Annotated in this window: 12 protein-coding genes, 1 tRNA gene and 1 pseudogene; 6 read left to right on the top strand and 8 right to left on the bottom strand. The window is 46.2% G+C overall.

Annotated features, from left to right (window positions below; genetic code table 11):
- Positions 1–873 carry a DnaJ C-terminal domain-containing protein gene (locus E4V70_RS10150; protein WP_122862804.1) on the bottom strand — a complete coding sequence of 291 codons (873 nt, stop codon included), beginning with the start codon at positions 871–873 and terminating at the stop codon, positions 1–3.
- A 174-nt stretch (positions 874–1,047) separates the two neighbouring features.
- Between E4V70_RS10150 and E4V70_RS10145 the strand changes: the two genes are divergently transcribed.
- The 3 genes from E4V70_RS10145 to E4V70_RS10135 all read left to right on the top strand — a co-directional run bounded on the left by E4V70_RS10145 (position 1,048) and on the right by E4V70_RS10135 (position 4,627).
- On the top strand, positions 1,048–2,463 hold the full coding sequence (locus E4V70_RS10145) for a Do family serine endopeptidase (protein ID WP_122862803.1): 1,416 nt from the start codon (positions 1,048–1,050) through the stop codon (positions 2,461–2,463).
- Between the two features lie 216 nt (positions 2,464–2,679).
- Entirely contained in the window at positions 2,680–3,372 is a 693-nt protein-coding gene (locus E4V70_RS10140; RefSeq protein ID WP_122862802.1) for a response regulator transcription factor, read from the top strand.
- Positions 3,373–3,388: 16 nt separating this feature from the next.
- Positions 3,389–4,627 (top strand): ArsS family sensor histidine kinase, encoded by a 1,239-nt coding sequence (locus E4V70_RS10135; protein ID WP_122862801.1) that lies wholly within the window; start codon positions 3,389–3,391, stop codon positions 4,625–4,627.
- 354 nt (positions 4,628–4,981) lie between these two features.
- On the opposite strand, the gene E4V70_RS11025 is transcribed toward E4V70_RS10135, so the two are convergent.
- The 4 genes and pseudogenes from E4V70_RS11025 to E4V70_RS10120 form a co-directional block, all read right to left on the bottom strand.
- Complete coding sequence (locus tag E4V70_RS11025; protein ID WP_232037865.1) at positions 4,982–5,176, bottom strand: hypothetical protein; 195 nt, start codon at positions 5,174–5,176, stop codon at positions 4,982–4,984.
- Positions 5,177–5,193: 17 nt separating this feature from the next.
- Complete coding sequence (locus tag E4V70_RS11020; RefSeq protein ID WP_232037864.1) at positions 5,194–5,514, bottom strand: hypothetical protein; 321 nt, start codon at positions 5,512–5,514, stop codon at positions 5,194–5,196.
- A 114-nt stretch (positions 5,515–5,628) separates the two neighbouring features.
- Positions 5,629–7,092, bottom strand: a pseudogene (locus E4V70_RS10125) (DNA translocase FtsK); the annotation flags it as partial.
- An 823-nt stretch (positions 7,093–7,915) separates the two neighbouring features.
- Positions 7,916–10,165 carry a flagellin N-terminal helical domain-containing protein gene (locus E4V70_RS10120; RefSeq protein WP_232037863.1) on the bottom strand — a complete coding sequence of 750 codons (2,250 nt, stop codon included), beginning with the start codon at positions 10,163–10,165 and terminating at the stop codon, positions 7,916–7,918.
- A gap of 126 nt (positions 10,166–10,291) precedes the next feature.
- On the opposite strand from E4V70_RS10120, the gene E4V70_RS10115 reads away from it, so the two are divergent.
- The 3 genes from E4V70_RS10115 to E4V70_RS10105 all read left to right on the top strand — a co-directional run bounded on the left by E4V70_RS10115 (position 10,292) and on the right by E4V70_RS10105 (position 11,629).
- Entirely contained in the window at positions 10,292–11,029 is a 738-nt protein-coding gene (locus E4V70_RS10115; protein ID WP_122862798.1) for a YaaA family protein, read from the top strand.
- A 120-nt stretch (positions 11,030–11,149) separates the two neighbouring features.
- Entirely contained in the window at positions 11,150–11,452 is a 303-nt protein-coding gene (locus E4V70_RS10110) for an HU family DNA-binding protein (protein ID WP_002950674.1), read from the top strand.
- A gap of 90 nt (positions 11,453–11,542) precedes the next feature.
- Positions 11,543–11,629: transfer RNA gene (locus E4V70_RS10105), tRNA-Leu, on the top strand.
- Between the two features lie 474 nt (positions 11,630–12,103).
- Here the strand turns inward: E4V70_RS10105 and E4V70_RS10100 are convergent.
- The 3 genes from E4V70_RS10100 to thiH all read right to left on the bottom strand — a co-directional run bounded on the left by E4V70_RS10100 (position 12,104) and on the right by thiH (position 15,087).
- Entirely contained in the window at positions 12,104–12,985 is an 882-nt protein-coding gene (locus E4V70_RS10100; protein WP_122862797.1) for an EamA/DMT transporter family protein, read from the bottom strand.
- A gap of 250 nt (positions 12,986–13,235) precedes the next feature.
- Positions 13,236–13,889: a thiamine phosphate synthase gene (locus tag E4V70_RS10095; protein ID WP_122862796.1), complete on the bottom strand. Its 654-nt coding sequence runs from the start codon at positions 13,887–13,889 to the stop codon at positions 13,236–13,238.
- 64 nt (positions 13,890–13,953) lie between these two features.
- A complete protein-coding gene (gene thiH / locus E4V70_RS10090; protein WP_232037891.1) occupies positions 13,954–15,087 on the bottom strand; it encodes a 2-iminoacetate synthase ThiH in 1,134 nt (377 codons plus the stop codon).
- Between the last annotated feature and the right edge of the window lie 206 nt (positions 15,088–15,293).

Genomic DNA, 15,293 nt, shown 5'->3' with positions numbered 1-15,293 from the left:
TTATGCCTCCGGGAGTTTTTGCTTCATGAGTTCGGCTAGCTCGCCGTCTAGAGCATTTACGTCCGGCAATGACACGCGCGCCCTCAAGTATAGATCGCCGAATATCCCGCTTTTTCTATTTTGCACGCCGTATCCTTTGAGCCTGATTTTTTGCCCGGATTTTGAGTTTTCGGCGATTTTTATCGTTACGTCTTTTTTAGGCGTTTTTACGTCTATCTTACCGCCAAACATCATCGTTTTTAGCGGGATTAGCACGTCTTTATATAGATCGTCGCCGTCTCTTTCGTATTCGTCGCTAGGCGCGATATTTACGGTTAGTATCAGATCTCCGCGACCGCCGCTACCCTTGCCTTTTATGCGTAGCTTTTCGCCATCGTTGATACCGTTTGGGATTTTTATTTTGATATTTTCGCCGTTAAAATTTATCGAGTGTTCGCCACCTTTTACCGCTACGTCAAACGGGATAGTTACCTTTGCGCGGGAGTCTAGATCCTCATCGTCCTCAAAGCCGCTAAATCCGCCCGTCTGTCTAAAACCGCCAAAGCCGCTCCTGCTTGAAAAGCCGCTAAAGCCGCCTCCGCCGAAGATATTTTTTAAAATTTCGTCCAAATTTCCCATACCCGAGCTGCTCGCAAAGTCGTGGAAATTTTGCCCGCCGAACATCGCGTCGCCGTGCCTGTCGTACTGCGCACGCTTTTTTTCGTCGCTTAAAATTTCATACGCGGCGTTTATCTCTTTAAATTTATCCTCCGCGCCTGGGTCTTTGTTGATATCGGGATGATACTTTCGAGCCAGCCTGCGATAGGCCTTTTTGATCTCGTCGCCGGTGGCCTTTTCGGACACTCCTAACGTTTCGTAAAGACTATTGCTCATGTTATGTCCTTATAGTCAATTAATTTTATAGCAATTATAGCATAAAAGTTTAGCGTATGTCAATCAAGTATAGTAAATAAAACGATTTTAAACGACTTAAATAATAATTAACTTTACGTTGAGCTTAACGCCATATAATCGCGCTTTGAAAAAATTTTATCAAAAGGAAAAGTAATGAAAAAGATAATGATATTATCTTTGGCTACTTCTTGCGCGATCTTTGCCGCAAGCATAAACTTTAACGAACCCGCAGAGGATTTTACTAGAATAAATCCGGAATTTAACAAAAACGTCGTGCTGTCCTACAACAGCTCTATAGCCGACGCTAAAAAATCAGTCGTAAATATCTCCACTACAAAAACCGTCAGCAGCAACGTCGCAGACATGAACGATATGTTTAGCGATCCGTTTTTCAAGGACTTTTTCGGATTTCAGTTTAACATCCCTCAAGAAAAACAAAAAAGTAGCTCGCTGGGATCTGGCGTCGTCATATCTAGCGACGGCTACATCGTGACGAATAACCACGTCGTAGAAGATAGCGACGAGATCGTAGTCACGCTGCTAGATAGCGATAAAGAGTATAAAGCCAAAATCATCGGCACCGACCCTAAAACCGACTTAGCCATCATCAAAATAGATGCAAAAGAGCTAAAAGCCATACCGTTTGCCGACTCGGCTAAACTGATGGAAGGCGATATCGTATTTGCCATCGGAAATCCTTTCGGCGTCGGCGGCAGTATCACTCAGGGCATAGTTTCAGGCCTAAATAAAGACAATATCGGACTAAATCAATATGAAAATTTCATCCAAACCGACGCCTCGATAAATCCCGGCAATTCAGGCGGCGCGCTAGTCGATAGCCGCGGCTATCTAGTCGGCATAAACTCGGCCATACTTAGCCGCAGCGGCGGAAACAACGGCATCGGCTTTGCCATCCCGTCAAACATGACTAAAGATATCGCCAAAAAGCTCATCGAAGACGGCAAGATCGAGCGCGGATATATCGGCGTGATGATAGCAAATCTCAACGAAGAGCAAAAAGAGATCTATAAAAACAAAGAAGGCGCGCTCATTAGCAGCGTAGAAAGCGGTCTCCCTGCCGATGTAGCCGGGTTAAAACGAGGCGACCTCGTTATCAAAATCGACGACAAAGAGATCAAAAACGCCAATGACCTCAAAAATCTCATCGGCTCGCTAGCTCCAAACAAAGAGATCACGCTAACCTACGAACGCTCCGGCAAAATCGAAACCGCCAAGATAAAACTAGCTAACGCTAATGCAAAATCAAACGCCCCTACCGCAAAAAACGGCACGGCTATCGAGGGCCTTAGCGTCACGGCGATCGACGACAACGCAAGGTACAAATACCGCTTGCCTGCAGACGCAACCGGCATCCTGGTAACTGACGTAAAAGCCGGCTCAAATGCCGAAAAAATCGGCTTTGAAAAAGGCGATATCATCATCCAGATCGCCGAAGACAATATCAAAAATATGGATGATTTTAACAAAGCCCTAGCAAGCACGAAAGGCAAAAAGACGCTCGTTTGGGTCAATCGCGGCGGACTTTTCCAAGGTCTTGTTATAAAATAATTTCTACCTTAAGGCGCGGGAAACTGCGCCTTTTCTTTATTAAATTTTCTAAATTTCATCTTAAATTTGAACCGATTAAATTTCTAGTTTCAAAATTTAACCAAGCTTAAAAAAGCGTTCGACTGAAGGTTGCAAGCGTAGCGTAGCAAAAAGACGAGCCGCGGCCGCCATTAAAAATTTAGTCAAAACTCGCTATAATCCCCCAAAGGACATAAAATGATAAAAATTCTGATGATAGAAGACGATTTAGAGCTAGCTGAAATTTTGACCGAGTTTTTAGCAAAAAGCGATATGGACGTAAAGATGGCGGAGGAGCCCTATATCGGGCTTTCGACGCTAAACGTAGAAAAATTCGACCTCGTGATCTTGGATCTCACGCTACCGGGACTCGACGGCCTAGAAGTGTGCAAAGAGATCCGCAAGCGCCACGACGTGCCCATCATCATCTCAAGCGCGCGTCACGACATCACCGACAAAGTAAACGCCCTAGATAACGGCGCGGACGACTATCTGCCAAAGCCCTACGACCCGCAGGAGCTGCTAGCTCGCATCAAAAGCCATCTGCGCCGCCAAAGCGCGGTAGCGGGCACAAATTTAAGCGGCGCAAAGGAGCCTGCGCGCGAGAAAGATATTGCGGTAGACGACTTTAAACACGTCATCACGCTAAAAGGCGAGCCGTTAAATTTGACCGCCGCGGAGTACGATATCCTAAAATACATGCTTCAAAAAGAAGGCGGCGCTATCACGCGCGAGGAGTTCATCTATAACTGCGCGAGCATCAGCGAGGACTCGACGAACAAGAGCATCGACGTCATCATCGGGCGCATCAGAGGCAAGCTAGGCGACGACCCAAAAGAACCAAAATACATCCACGCTATCCGCGGCATCGGCTACAAGCTAATGCAGTAAATTTTAAAGCCCGCAAATGAAACGTTCATCTGTTTTTTACACTATCACTTTTATCTTTGCTTTGGCGCTAACAAGCATATTTTTAGCATTTTTGTGGCTGATGGACTACGACAAGCAAAACTACGCGCGCGAGCTAAACGCCAAATACTCCACGATCGCTAGAAATCAGCTCTTTTTGATGAGCGGTATCATAAACGAAAAAGAGTACGAGCGCCAAACGGGCGACTTTAAGATGCCCGAGATCACGAACGAGCAGCAGAAAGAGGAGATCCTAGCAAACGCAACCGTGCTTGAGGAGATATCAGCAGACATCGGCTCCAGCGCTATCATGATCTATCAAAATCACCACTATCTAAAAGTCCAGCACGTGGATAAAGTCCTGCTTTTAAAGGATAACGACTACCAACCGTACCGCTACGACATCATCAAGATCATCTTTTCGCTAGTGGCGATCATACTTTTGGCCGCTTACGTTTTTGTTATCAGGAAGCTAAAACCGCTAAGAAAACTAAAGCGCCAGATAGCTAAATTTGCCGCGGGCGAGATCGACGAAGTGCAAAATGTCAGCAGCGGTAACGACGAAATTTCCGAGGTTGCGGAGGCATTTTACGATGCGGTTTGTCAGATCAAAAACTTAAATGCGTCGCGCAAGCTATTTTTAAGAAATATAATGCACGAGCTAAAAACGCCGATCACCAAAGGCCGCCTAGCCGCCGAAATGATAGAAAAAAGCAAAAACCAAGAGCGACTCGTGTCGGTTTTTATAAAACTCGAAAATCTCATAAACGAATTTGCCGCCGTCGAGCAAGTCACCTCAAACATCGCGCTAAATAATACTAAAATTTGCCGTATCGACGATATCATCGACGAGGCTCTGGATATCGCGATGGTTGATCCGGGACAGGTTACTATTAGCAAGCTAGAAGACGTGAATCTAAATGCGGACTTTAAACTGCTAGCAATCGCTGCTAAGAACATGATCGATAACGCCCTAAAATACTCTCCAAACAAGCGCGTAAATATAACTATCACGCGCGAGTCGATCAAATTTATCAACGAAGGCGAGCGATTGTCAAAGGAGCTGCGCCACTACGTAGAGCCCTTTACTAAGGGCGAAAACGCGCAAAAGAGCTTCGGTCTGGGGCTCTACATCGTAGAAAACATAATCAAAGCCCACAAGCTAACCCTGGGCTACGAATACAAAAACGGACTAAACGTATTTAGCTTTGAAAATCTGCAAAATATCGCGGCGTAGGGGTAAATTTGAGCGTTTTGTAAAATTTGCGGAGCGCGAGTAAAATTTGAGTTAAAATTTAAAGCAAGCCGTTTTTGCTTAAATTTTGAAATTCGGCGTATCGTTTGCGACTAACTAAACGCCAAATTTTGAGCCGTAAATTTGTCGCTTGTTTTAAATTTGTATCCGATCAAATTTAAGGGCTCCTCGCTACTCATAATAAAAAGACTTTACGGGCGAAAAATTTAGTCCCGCCTTTTCACACAGCGCGTAAAAATCTACCTCGCCGCCGCGAGATTTAAACTCAAAATAGCACTCGTAAAGCTTTACTAAGTATTCAAATTCCGAATTTAGCCGCGCGCTTATCTCGTGCTTTTACATTGCGTCGTGGGCTTCGCGGATTAGCCGCTCATAGCGTGCGCTCTCTATCAGACAGCCCTCTGGAAAGTGGTGCGCGCCCCAGTCTAGCGCGTCTAATAGCATGCAAAAGTACAGCTCTACGGTGTATGCGTCGCAGCGCTCATGACGGTATGCGCGGCGTAAAAGCTCGTCCTTATCAAGCTCTCCCAAGAGCCGTGCGCGCAGAGCTAATACGCCCAGCGTAGATGCGGCATTTGGCCTGCGATGCAGCGATTTTTTAGATACTCGCTGGCTAGCTCGCCAAGCCGAAACGGTAGCTCTCTGTTGCCGCGGTTTTTAGGTTTTTTAGCTCGCTTTTTGCTTTCGTCTAAAATTTCGCGGCAAAGTTCACCTAGCGCATAGCTCTGCTCCGCCTCGCTAAACTCGCTTTTAAATTTATGCACCGCGCCCTTTAGATGCGCGTTTGCTCGCTTTTTTAGCCCCGCATCGTAGAGCCTTAGATACTCGCAGAGTTCAAATTTGAGCCGTACAAAAGCATCCGTTTGCATTTAGCTCCTTTGCCCGCGTAAATTTTGCGCGTGAAAACCGCGACCTTGCCGCGCTCAAACGCAACCTGGTATCCGCCAGATACAGCCGATACTCGCCTGTAAATTTGAGCAAATTTACAAAATATCCCTCTGCCCTTTTGCGTTTACCGGGCCTAGCACGCCCATTTGTTCCATCTGTTCGATGATCGTAGCTGCGCGGTTATAGCCGATTTTTAGGCGGCGTTGCAGATAGCTGATCGAGGTTTTTTGCTCGCTTAATACGATCTCTTTGGCCTCTTCGTAGAGCTCGTCTAGCTCGCCCGCTACGGCGCCGGAGCCTGTACCCGCACCGCCGCTAGAGCCCTCTTCGGCTAAAAATCTCTCGTCATAGACAACATCTTGCTGAGATTTTAGGAAATTTACGATCGTGTCAATCTCTTTTTCGCTAGCAAACGGCGCGTGCAGTCTGATGACGCCGGGGCTTCCCGGAGGCGTAAATAGCATATCGCCGCGTCCTAGCAGGCTCTCCGCGCCCATTTGATCTAGGATTACCTTGCTATCGATGCGCTGACCGACGCGGTAGCTGATGCGGCTAGGTAAATTTGCCTTGATTAGCCCCGTCACGACGTCCACGCTCGGGCGCTGGGTGGCGACGATGAGATGTATGCCGCTAGCCCTAGCCATCTGAGCTAGACGCCCGATGTATAGCTCCACGTCCTTACCGCTAGTCATCATGAGATCGGCTAGCTCGTCGATGATAACGACGATGTACGGGAACTGCTCGCCGCCCTCCTCTTTCATTTTTTCGTTGTAGCTTTCGATATTTTTGGTGCGCGTATGACTCATGATCTTGTAGCGGCGCTCCATCTCGGCGACCATATTTGATAGCGCGGTGATGGCCTGCTTGGCCTGCGTGATGACGGGCGTTAGCAGGTGCGGGATGTCGTTATAGATGCTAAACTCAAGCATCTTTGGATCTATCATCATCAGGCGCAGCGTCTGCGGACTGTTGCGATATAGCAGGCTTAGCAGCATCGCGTTTATACCCACGCTCTTGCCAGATCCCGTCGTGCCCGCGATTAGCAGGTGAGGCAGCTTTTTTAGATCGGTGACAAAGGGCGCACCGACGATATCCTTGCCTAGCGCGATAGTTAGCGGACTGCTCGAGTTTTTAAAAACTTCGCTATCTAAAATTTCTTTTAGGTATACGGTCTCGATGTTTTTGTTCGGAACCTCGATGCCTACGACGTCCTTGCCCGGTATGGGCGCTTGGATACGTATAGTCTGCGCGCGCAAAGCCATCGCGAGGTCGTCTTGTAGGGTTAAAATTTTACTCACCTTGATATGAGGCGCCTGACGAAACTCAAACGTCGTAACGATCGGACCCGTGTAAGTGCGCACGACGTCGCCGTCTATTTTAAATTTGCGCAGCTTATCGAGCAGATCGGAGATCTTTTGATCGATCTCGGCTTCGTTTACGCTGTGCGAGCGCTTTGGCGGATCGTTTAGAAATTTAAGCGGCGGCAACGCAAAATCCTTAGGCTTTTCGACCTTGCCTTTTTCCATTTGTTCGAGTAGCTTTTTATTTTCGGCGACTTCGTTTAGGATCTCGACGCCGTTTATCGTGACCGTACTTTTTTCTTCTAAATTTAACTCGACCTCATCCTGCGCTTCGTTTTCTTCGCCTTGGCTATCTTCGTCCTCTAGCTTTTCGCCGTTTTCCTCGCTCAAATTTGACTCGCTTTGAGCTTTAGGCTTTTTGATTTGCCTAGGCTTTTTTTGCGTTTTAGGCTTAACCTCGCCCGCGTTTTCAAATTTATCTTCGTTGGTACTAGGTTCAACGAAAGCCTTTTTTAGTATAGCTATGATGTTATCTTGCGCGATAAGGCCAAAGCTCAGCACGAAAAGCATCACGATAAAGACCCACATACCTATCACGCCCGCAACGTCTTTTAGCGCCTCGTTTGCGCTATTTGCAATCAGTCCGCCGTAGTTAGCGTCCGCGCCTGATTGAAACATCAAAAACGCCAAAAACAGTAGCGCCGCACCAAGCGTCGTCTGGGCAAATTCGGCATTAAAACCGTTAAAGTATTTGTAAATATAATACGCAAAAAATATAAAAACAAAAGGATAAACGTAAGCTATAAAGCCGAAAAGCTTGAAGTTCCAAAGTCCGATCGCATTGCCGAAGCTACCGACGAAATTTGCCGCAGGCGCGATGGTAGCGATCCCAAAAAATATCAAAAAACAAACGACTACGACTAAAACCGATTCTCTTAAAATGGCGCGTCCTTTTAAATTTAGTAAATTTAAATTTGAGGGAAAGCGAATTTTAGAGCCGAATTTACCAAATTTGACCCCATTTTCGCTCCACCCACTTTGATAACGAAACTTTAATAAAACGGTAGATTATAGCGAGTTTTTACATATAGTTTAATAACGAGAGCTGATTTATCTTCGCCACGGACTGCAACATCGCCTGATACGACATCATTTTTTGCATGAGATTCATATAGGTCTCGCCGTAGTCGGCGTTTGTGATGTCGGCTTTGACGGTTTTTACGTTTACCTCCATGATGCTAGCGCGAGTGTTGGTGTCTGCTAGTGCCGCGCTTTGAGCGCCTACCTTGGTGTGGATTTTACTCACGTGATCGGCGATGTGGTCTATCCTCTCGATCGCGCCTTGGATGCCTGAGTTTCGCGGATGCTCGCCCTCGCTATCGGCGCGGTACTGACCACTCCTAACGGCCTCTATCATCCTATCTAAGTCATCAAAAATATCCACGCTCGGGCTATCTATCTCAACGCCGTTGTTTGCAGAAAAGCTCCACAGCGAGCCGTCTCCTTGCTTTGTTGCAGGAGTCGTGCCGGTGCTATCTCCGTAAAATTGATCGGAATTTGCCTCGTCGTAAATTCCGACTTTTATCGGAGTAACGGCGTTTTGTTTGTCGGTTACTTTTATTCGGCCCCTATGATCCATATTTGCCTCGACGCTACCTTGTGAATTTGCGATGGCTTGCTTGTAGGCGGCATAGTCGGCTTGCGTGTTGCCGCCGGCGCCTGCAGGGACGCTATCGCTAGCAACCATACCTATGATATCGTTTAGCTGCCTAAAGGTCATATTTTTTGACTGGGTAGTTCTACCCTCGGTAGTCGGCGGGTTTGTAGTGTCGTTATAAAAGCTATCCCAAACCTCGGTCGTATATGTGGTGCCGTCAGGCCTTGTTATATTTACCCGCGCATTGCCTGAGGTCGTAGGAGGTACGGCGGTACCAAAAAGCACGTCGACCTTATAATCTCCGCCGCTTTTAGATTTGATCTGCATTTTTAGGGCTTGGTCGTTTATATCGTATTTGTCTCTTTCGCCAGGATATAGCTCTTTTGAGGCCACAACTTGGCTTAGAGTCGTGTTATCGTCGGCAAATTTACCGCTGCCCCGTTCTACTTGCGATACTGTGCCTACTAGATTTCTACCCTCTTGTTTAAAGTTTATCTTGTCGTAGTCGTAAGCATTTGTAACGGCTCCGCCCAGGTCTTCGTATTTACTTTTTACAAATTCCGTGATTTCATAGTCGTCAGGGTTTGCTCGCACCCTAGCTTCAAGCGAATTTGCAGGATTGCCACCCGTGAGATTCGTAATGTTATTAAACGCATTTGAGGCTGCATTGATATTTGCCGCAGTCAAATCTCCGGCGTTTGCCACCTTTTTCGTCGCCGCTATCATGTGAAAATCAATAACCTGATTGCCTTTACTTAGGTCTTTTACGTTGATTTGACCTTGGTTGTTTATCGTTACCTCGACGACTTTATTAGTCGGAGTGTTGCCGTATTCGGTGCCGATTTTTTCTAGCAAGTCATTTATCGAAGCGTCCGAAGTCATCTTAAATTTGCTCGTAAAGCTCGTACCGTTTGGCTTTTTACCCTGCAAGAAAAACGTCGTGTCCTGAAACCGCCTCACGCCGGTGCCGGTAAAATCTTGATTGGTTAGTGTTTTTTCGTCTTTTACGTATTTAAAACCGATTAAATCGCGCATTTTATGCTCGCTATCGATATAAACGGTCTTGTTTCTATCGTCTAAATTTTGCGCTTTTAGCATCGTATTGGATGTAACTTTTTTATTATAATCGCCGTCCTTGCCCAAAAATAGCTCCTGCCCGTTTTGGTTGTAGGTCAAATTTACCTGAGCTCCGCCTACCGTTTTCATCGCCTGCGCATTGCCATAATACTCGTTTGTATCGCCGTTTACAGGCTTTGTATTTATCGCGCTTCCAGAAAATAAAAACTGCCCATTGATCGAGGTGTTTGCGATATTTACCAAGTGATTTTTGATACCTTGAAGGTCATTTGCGATGGCTTCGCGCGATGTTTTGGAGTGGATTTCATTGGCGCCTTGAACCAGCTTTGTTTTAAAACTCTCAAGCTGCTGCTTAAATTCGCCCAAAGCCTTGTCGGTATTTTTTGAAAAGTGCTGCGCTTTCGACGTCGCCGTTTGCACCTGCTCAAGCGTCGCAACCTCGTAATCAAGCCTCATGCCGTCGTTATAGACGCTGCTGTCCTCGAAAGAATTTTGGATTTTTAGACCGGTTGACATTTGGTTATTTAGCTTGTAAAGCGCTTTCATATTGGTCTGGTAGTCGTAGTTGTTCATAAATTTCATCAACTGATTCGTCATTCTCATTGAGTTTTTCCTTAAATTTAATTAAGCTCTTACAAGCAAATAAAGTTCCACTCGCTATATCGTCAAATTTCAAAATTTATTTAGTTTTAGATATGATTTTGCCAAATTTAAGGAGCATCAATGAAAATACTCTTTTCGCCGAGCGAAGCCAAAACCGCCGTGAGTCCAAATAAATTTATAGATAGGGGCGACTTTGTTTTTCCTAATTTATATGAAAAGCGGCGCGAAATTTTAAAAATTTACGATGATTTTTTACAAACGGCAAACTTGGAGAAAATTTCAAAACTTTTCGGCGTAAAAAATTTGACCGACGAGCCGAGCTTGCGCGAAAGTCTTTTTAAAAAAGGCGCGGTAAAAGCCATCCTGCGCTACGACGGAGTAGCATACAAGCACCTTGACTACGGCAGCCTTGATAGCGCGCCGCAGGAGTTTATAGATAAAAATACGCTGATTTTTTCAAATTTATTCGGCCCCGTGACTGCGGCGGATATGCTGCCCGAATACAAACTAAAACAAGGCGAGCGCATAAACGGGCTAAATTTGGAGGAATTTTATAGGCAAAATTTTAGTGACGAGATAGATGAGTGGCTGGGGGATGACGATATTTTAGACCTTAGGGCTGAGTTTTACGAGAAATTTTACCGCATACGAAAACCGTTTGCGACCTTTAAATTTCTAAAAAACGGCAAAGTCGTCAGTCACTACGCCAAAGCTTACCGCGGAATAGTTTTGAGACAGGTTGCGCAAAACGGAGTAAACAATTTCGGCGAACTTTGCAAAATGGATATAGAAAATTTGCGCCTCATAGACGTCAAAAAAACGGGGCTAAAAAGCGAGTTTTTGGTGCAAATCGTCTAAAATTCGCTACTTTTTGTCAAATTTGCGTGAAATTCGTTAAATTTTCGGCTAAAAACTATTGTATTTTTTATAAAAACGTTGTAAAATGCCCGCATATCACTTCTTATTAAGGATGGTTCAATGAAAAAAGCTGATTTTATTCAAGCTGTTGCCGAAAAGGCTGGTCTTTCTAAAAAAGATTCTCTAAAAGTCGTTGACGCGGCACTAGAAGTAATCCAAAACGCACTAGTTGCAGGAGATAGCGTTAGCTTTATAGGTTTTGGTACATTTGGTACAGCCGATAGAGCAGCTAGAAAGGCAAGAGTACCTGGAACTAAAAAAGTTATCGACGTTCCTGCTAGCAAAGCCGTTAAATTTAAAGTGGGCAAAAAACTAAAAGAAGCCGTAGTAGCCGGCGCAGGCAAAAAAGGCAAAAAGAAATAATCCCCCTTTCATGAAAGCTCAAATTTGAGCTTTCATGTTTTTTTAATCTCTTTTTTATATCTTTCAAGGTAAAATCTCAACTCTTTATTGGCCCGAGTGGTGAAACTGGTAGACGCGCCAGACTCAAAATCTGGTAAGGGCAACCTTGTGTCGGTTCGAGTCCGACCTCGGGCACCACCACCCCCCCCCCCAAAAAAAAACGCCTAGAAACGCTGTAATGCATTCGCTATTTTTACGGTTGTCGCAAGAATTATTGTGCTATTTATTATACCATCAAACCTGCCTCCAATCCTCAAAGACCATGTCAGCTTTTTCTCTTTTTTGTTCTTGGCAAGATTAAAATTAAGATGCAAATTTATACACTAGAGATACCAAGATGGACGATTGTGTTTTTCGGCCTTCTTTTTCTTACTGTTTGCGCCTTTTGGTGTATTTCTATCACGCTATTTTGTATTTACGTATATTTTAATGAGGTTAGAGTTTTAGCGCCTTAAAGCTCTAAGGCGGTTTTACAAGGCGGTACCATAAAAATCGTATCTGTAAAATACCGTCCAAACAAAAGAAGCAAATTAATTGCAACAAAACATATAGCGGCGAACTCAAATGCCGCCGCTAGTTTTAAATTTTAGCTAAATTTGACTTCAAATTTAACTATTTTGCCGCTACGCTTGCTCGCTCGTAGTGCGCGATGATTTTGTTATGGATTAGTAGCGAGACATAAATCACCGCACCGCCAAGGCAGAGTCTTAGTATATCCGCATCCTTATGCCAAAATACTAAATTTACGATGATGGCCGCAGGTATGAGAGCGTTGTTCATGATAGCTAGGGTGCCGCTATCTACCTCGCATGCGCCTTTGTTCCATAAAAAGTATCCAAGACCACTAGCTCCGATACCAAGCCAGAGCAGCACTGCGCTTTGCGTGAGGTCGAGGTTGATTTTTTCCGGATTTCCAAACATGGCAAAGGCTACGCCCGTAACCGCCGCGGCTCCGACGAAAAAGTAGCCAAAAACCCCTCTTTGCTCGTTAAAATCACGCTTTTCTAGTAAAAATTTATACGCGCTCTGTCCGACGCCAAAGCATAAATTCGCCCCCTGCACGAGCAAAAATCCATGCCAAAAGCCGCTGTTTACGTTGCCGTACTTGATGATGAGCGCACCCAAAACCGCCGTGCCTACGCTAAACAGATACAGCAGCCTAAGCCTGCCCGCCAGCACATCGTAAACCACGCTCACGTAAAACGGCGTAAATATCGTAAAGAGTGCGACCTCGGCGACGCTAAGATAGGCAAACGAGTTGTAGTAAAAAATATACATCGCGCCGATCTGAATCGCGCCGATCGCGGCTACTTTGGCGTATAAAGCTAGGTTTTGCGCGGCAAAATCCTTAATCATAAATGGCAAAAACACGCCAAGCGCAAGCACGACGCGCGAAAACGCGGCGAAGTAGCTATCCACTCGCCCCGCCAAAAACTCGCCGATGAGGCTAAAGCTAAACGCCCAAAGCACTGTAACAAAGATCAATTTTTTCACGTATTCTCCATTTTGAGTTAAATTTCGTCTGAAATAGTAGCAAAATAGTCTTAAATTTGGCGGATTTTACGGCGGTGATTTGAGAATTTTACGCAAAAACAGAGATTTGCAAATTTGAGATGATTTTACGTTTTTGCGCGGTAAATTTTACTCGCAGTCGAGGTTTGCTTTTTTGCAAAATCCAAATTTAAAGAAATTGCCGCCGACTCAAATTTAACCGCCAAATCAATAAAACATCGGCAACTAAATTTTAACTCAAAAATCCCCGCATCATATACGCTCCGGCTACGCCCGCATCCTTGATCTCGCTTAGATTTTCAAAATTTATCCCGCCGATAGCGTAGGTTTTTATGCTTAAATTCTTGCAAATTTCCTGTAAAAAATTAAGCCCCCTGCCTCGCTCTGGCGCGTGAGAGGGCGTATCAAAAATATGCCCCGCCACGACGTAATCAGCGCCTAGCTCCTGCGCCGATAAAGCCTGCTGCAAAGAGTGGACCGAAACGCCGACTTTAAGCTTTTGCGTTAAATTTGACGCACAAATGCCGCCGTCTTCGTCTTTATCCGTGCAGACGCCGTCAAATTTAACCAAATTTCTCAAATTTGTAGCCCGCTCGCCTCCTAACGCCATAAATTTAGCAAAAGGCAGATGTAGTTCACCCACACCAAGCCTACTTGTAACGTTTGCGTAAGTATGTAAAACGAGCCGCGCGCCAGAGCCGCACTCAGCGATGATATCAAGCATTTTTTGGGCTAAATTTTCATATTCGCATTCGGGCAGATCGCTCTCCCTGAGCAAAATTTTATCCGCCTTACCGCCCTGCGCTACGCGCCTAATATCAGCGAAAAAATCCTCGCTCAAGCGGCGGTTTGTCACCCAAACGAGCTCAAATTTGTCAAATTCCATCGCTCTTTACCCTAAAAGCCAAATTTTACGTCCGCAAAAACGCGCGACCGATAGCCGACCGACCTCAAACGTAAATATGCTCGCTCATCACGGGCTGCAAATTTAGCCCTCGCACGGCGCCTAGTATCTCCTCGACCGAGCGCGCGTCGCTGATCTCAAACTGCTCGTCGCCCTTTTTGGCCTTATCCGAGTGCGTCCCCACGCCCGTGCTAACGCCGGCCGAGATTTTGTTCGCGGCGACTGCGATGACCCCGTCTCGAAAGCGCGCCGACTCGCGCGTGGAGATCGTGATATTTGCGTACGGCAAAAAGAGGCGGTACGCGCAAATGACCCGAAACAGCGCCCTCTCATCGACGTCCCTCGGACCGACGTGAGCCTTGTTTATCGCGGGGCGAAGGCGCGGGCAAGATAGCGCGATCTCGGCGTGCGGGTACTTTTGCTGGATGAGATGCGCATGCAGAGCTGTGGCTAGAGCGTCCTTTCTAAAGTCGTCAAGCCCCAAAAGCGCGGCAAATCCGACGCTGCGCATACCGCCCATGAGAGCGCGCTCCTGGGCGTGGAAGCGGTAGGCAAACGAGCGCTTGACACCGCCGAGGTGAAATCTCGCATACGCCGCTGGGTCGTAAGTCTCCTGAAAAACCACGACGTAGTCCGCACCGCAACCGTGCAAAAACGCGTATTCGTCGGCATTTAGCGGATAGATCTCGACGCCGACGTTGCTAAAAAGCCTAGACGCCTCCTTGCATACCTCGCCGATATAGCCCAGGTCGCTTTTTTTCGCGCTTTCGCCGGTTAAAATCAGCACGTCTTTTAGCCCGCTTTTTGCGATATTTGCTAGCTCCGTTGCAGCCTCGTCCGCCTTTAGCCGCACGCGAGAGATCTTGTTTCTCGAGCTAAAGCCGCAGTAAACGCAGTCGCTATCGCAAAAATTTGAGATATAAAGCGGCGTAAAAAACTGCACCGAGTTGCCAAACTGCCTGTGCGTCCTATCTCGCGCCGCCTCAGCCATCTCGCCTAAAAATGCGCTCGCAGCGGGGCTTAGAAGCGCTTTTAGGCCCTCTACGCTTAGATTTTCTTCGCCAAGAGCGCGCTTTACGCTGAGGGCGTCAAATTTCTCGTAGTCGTAGCCCTCGCGCGCAGCTAGTACCCGCCGCATCAGCGTTTCGTCGATACGCTGGGCGTCCGCCGCATACTCCATCACGTCTATATTTTTCAAATATTTCTCCGTTTTTTCGTCTAAATTTTAGGCGTTAAATTTGATCGTTTTTAGAGCGCAAGGCGGCAAATTTGACGCGCCCAGACCCGTGCTTTTCGGCGCTAAATTTAAAACTCGGCAAATTTATCAAATTTAAAATTCGCAGAATTTAACGAGGCAAATTTAATCCTCGCCCGCCTCAAATTTGA

Source organism: Campylobacter showae (assembly GCF_900699785.1).
Lineage (GTDB): Bacteria > Campylobacterota > Campylobacteria > Campylobacterales > Campylobacteraceae > Campylobacter_A > Campylobacter_A showae_D.
This window is presented reverse-complemented; position numbering and strand designations above follow the sequence as displayed.

What these genes read in the sequence shown, in the direction of transcription:
- E4V70_RS11020 (WP_232037864.1), bottom strand. Translation starts at nt 5,514, where the DNA reads ATGCAAACGGATGCTTTTGTACGGCTCAAATTTGAACTCTGCGAGTAT.
- E4V70_RS10110 (WP_002950674.1), top strand. Translation starts at nt 11,150, where the DNA reads ATGAAAAAAGCTGATTTTATTCAAGCTGTTGCCGAAAAGGCTGGTCTT.
- thiH (WP_232037891.1), bottom strand. Translation starts at nt 15,087, where the DNA reads ATGGAGTATGCGGCGGACGCCCAGCGTATCGACGAAACGCTGATGCGG.
- E4V70_RS10115 (WP_122862798.1), top strand. Translation starts at nt 10,292, where the DNA reads ATGAAAATACTCTTTTCGCCGAGCGAAGCCAAAACCGCCGTGAGTCCA.
- E4V70_RS10145 (WP_122862803.1), top strand. Translation starts at nt 1,048, where the DNA reads ATGAAAAAGATAATGATATTATCTTTGGCTACTTCTTGCGCGATCTTT.
- E4V70_RS10120 (WP_232037863.1), bottom strand. Translation starts at nt 10,165, where the DNA reads ATGACGAATCAGTTGATGAAATTTATGAACAACTACGACTACCAGACC.
- E4V70_RS10095 (WP_122862796.1), bottom strand. Translation starts at nt 13,889, where the DNA reads ATGGAATTTGACAAATTTGAGCTCGTTTGGGTGACAAACCGCCGCTTG.
- E4V70_RS10140 (WP_122862802.1), top strand. Translation starts at nt 2,680, where the DNA reads ATGATAAAAATTCTGATGATAGAAGACGATTTAGAGCTAGCTGAAATT.
- E4V70_RS10150 (WP_122862804.1), bottom strand. Translation starts at nt 873, where the DNA reads ATGAGCAATAGTCTTTACGAAACGTTAGGAGTGTCCGAAAAGGCCACC.
- E4V70_RS10135 (WP_122862801.1), top strand. Translation starts at nt 3,389, where the DNA reads ATGAAACGTTCATCTGTTTTTTACACTATCACTTTTATCTTTGCTTTG.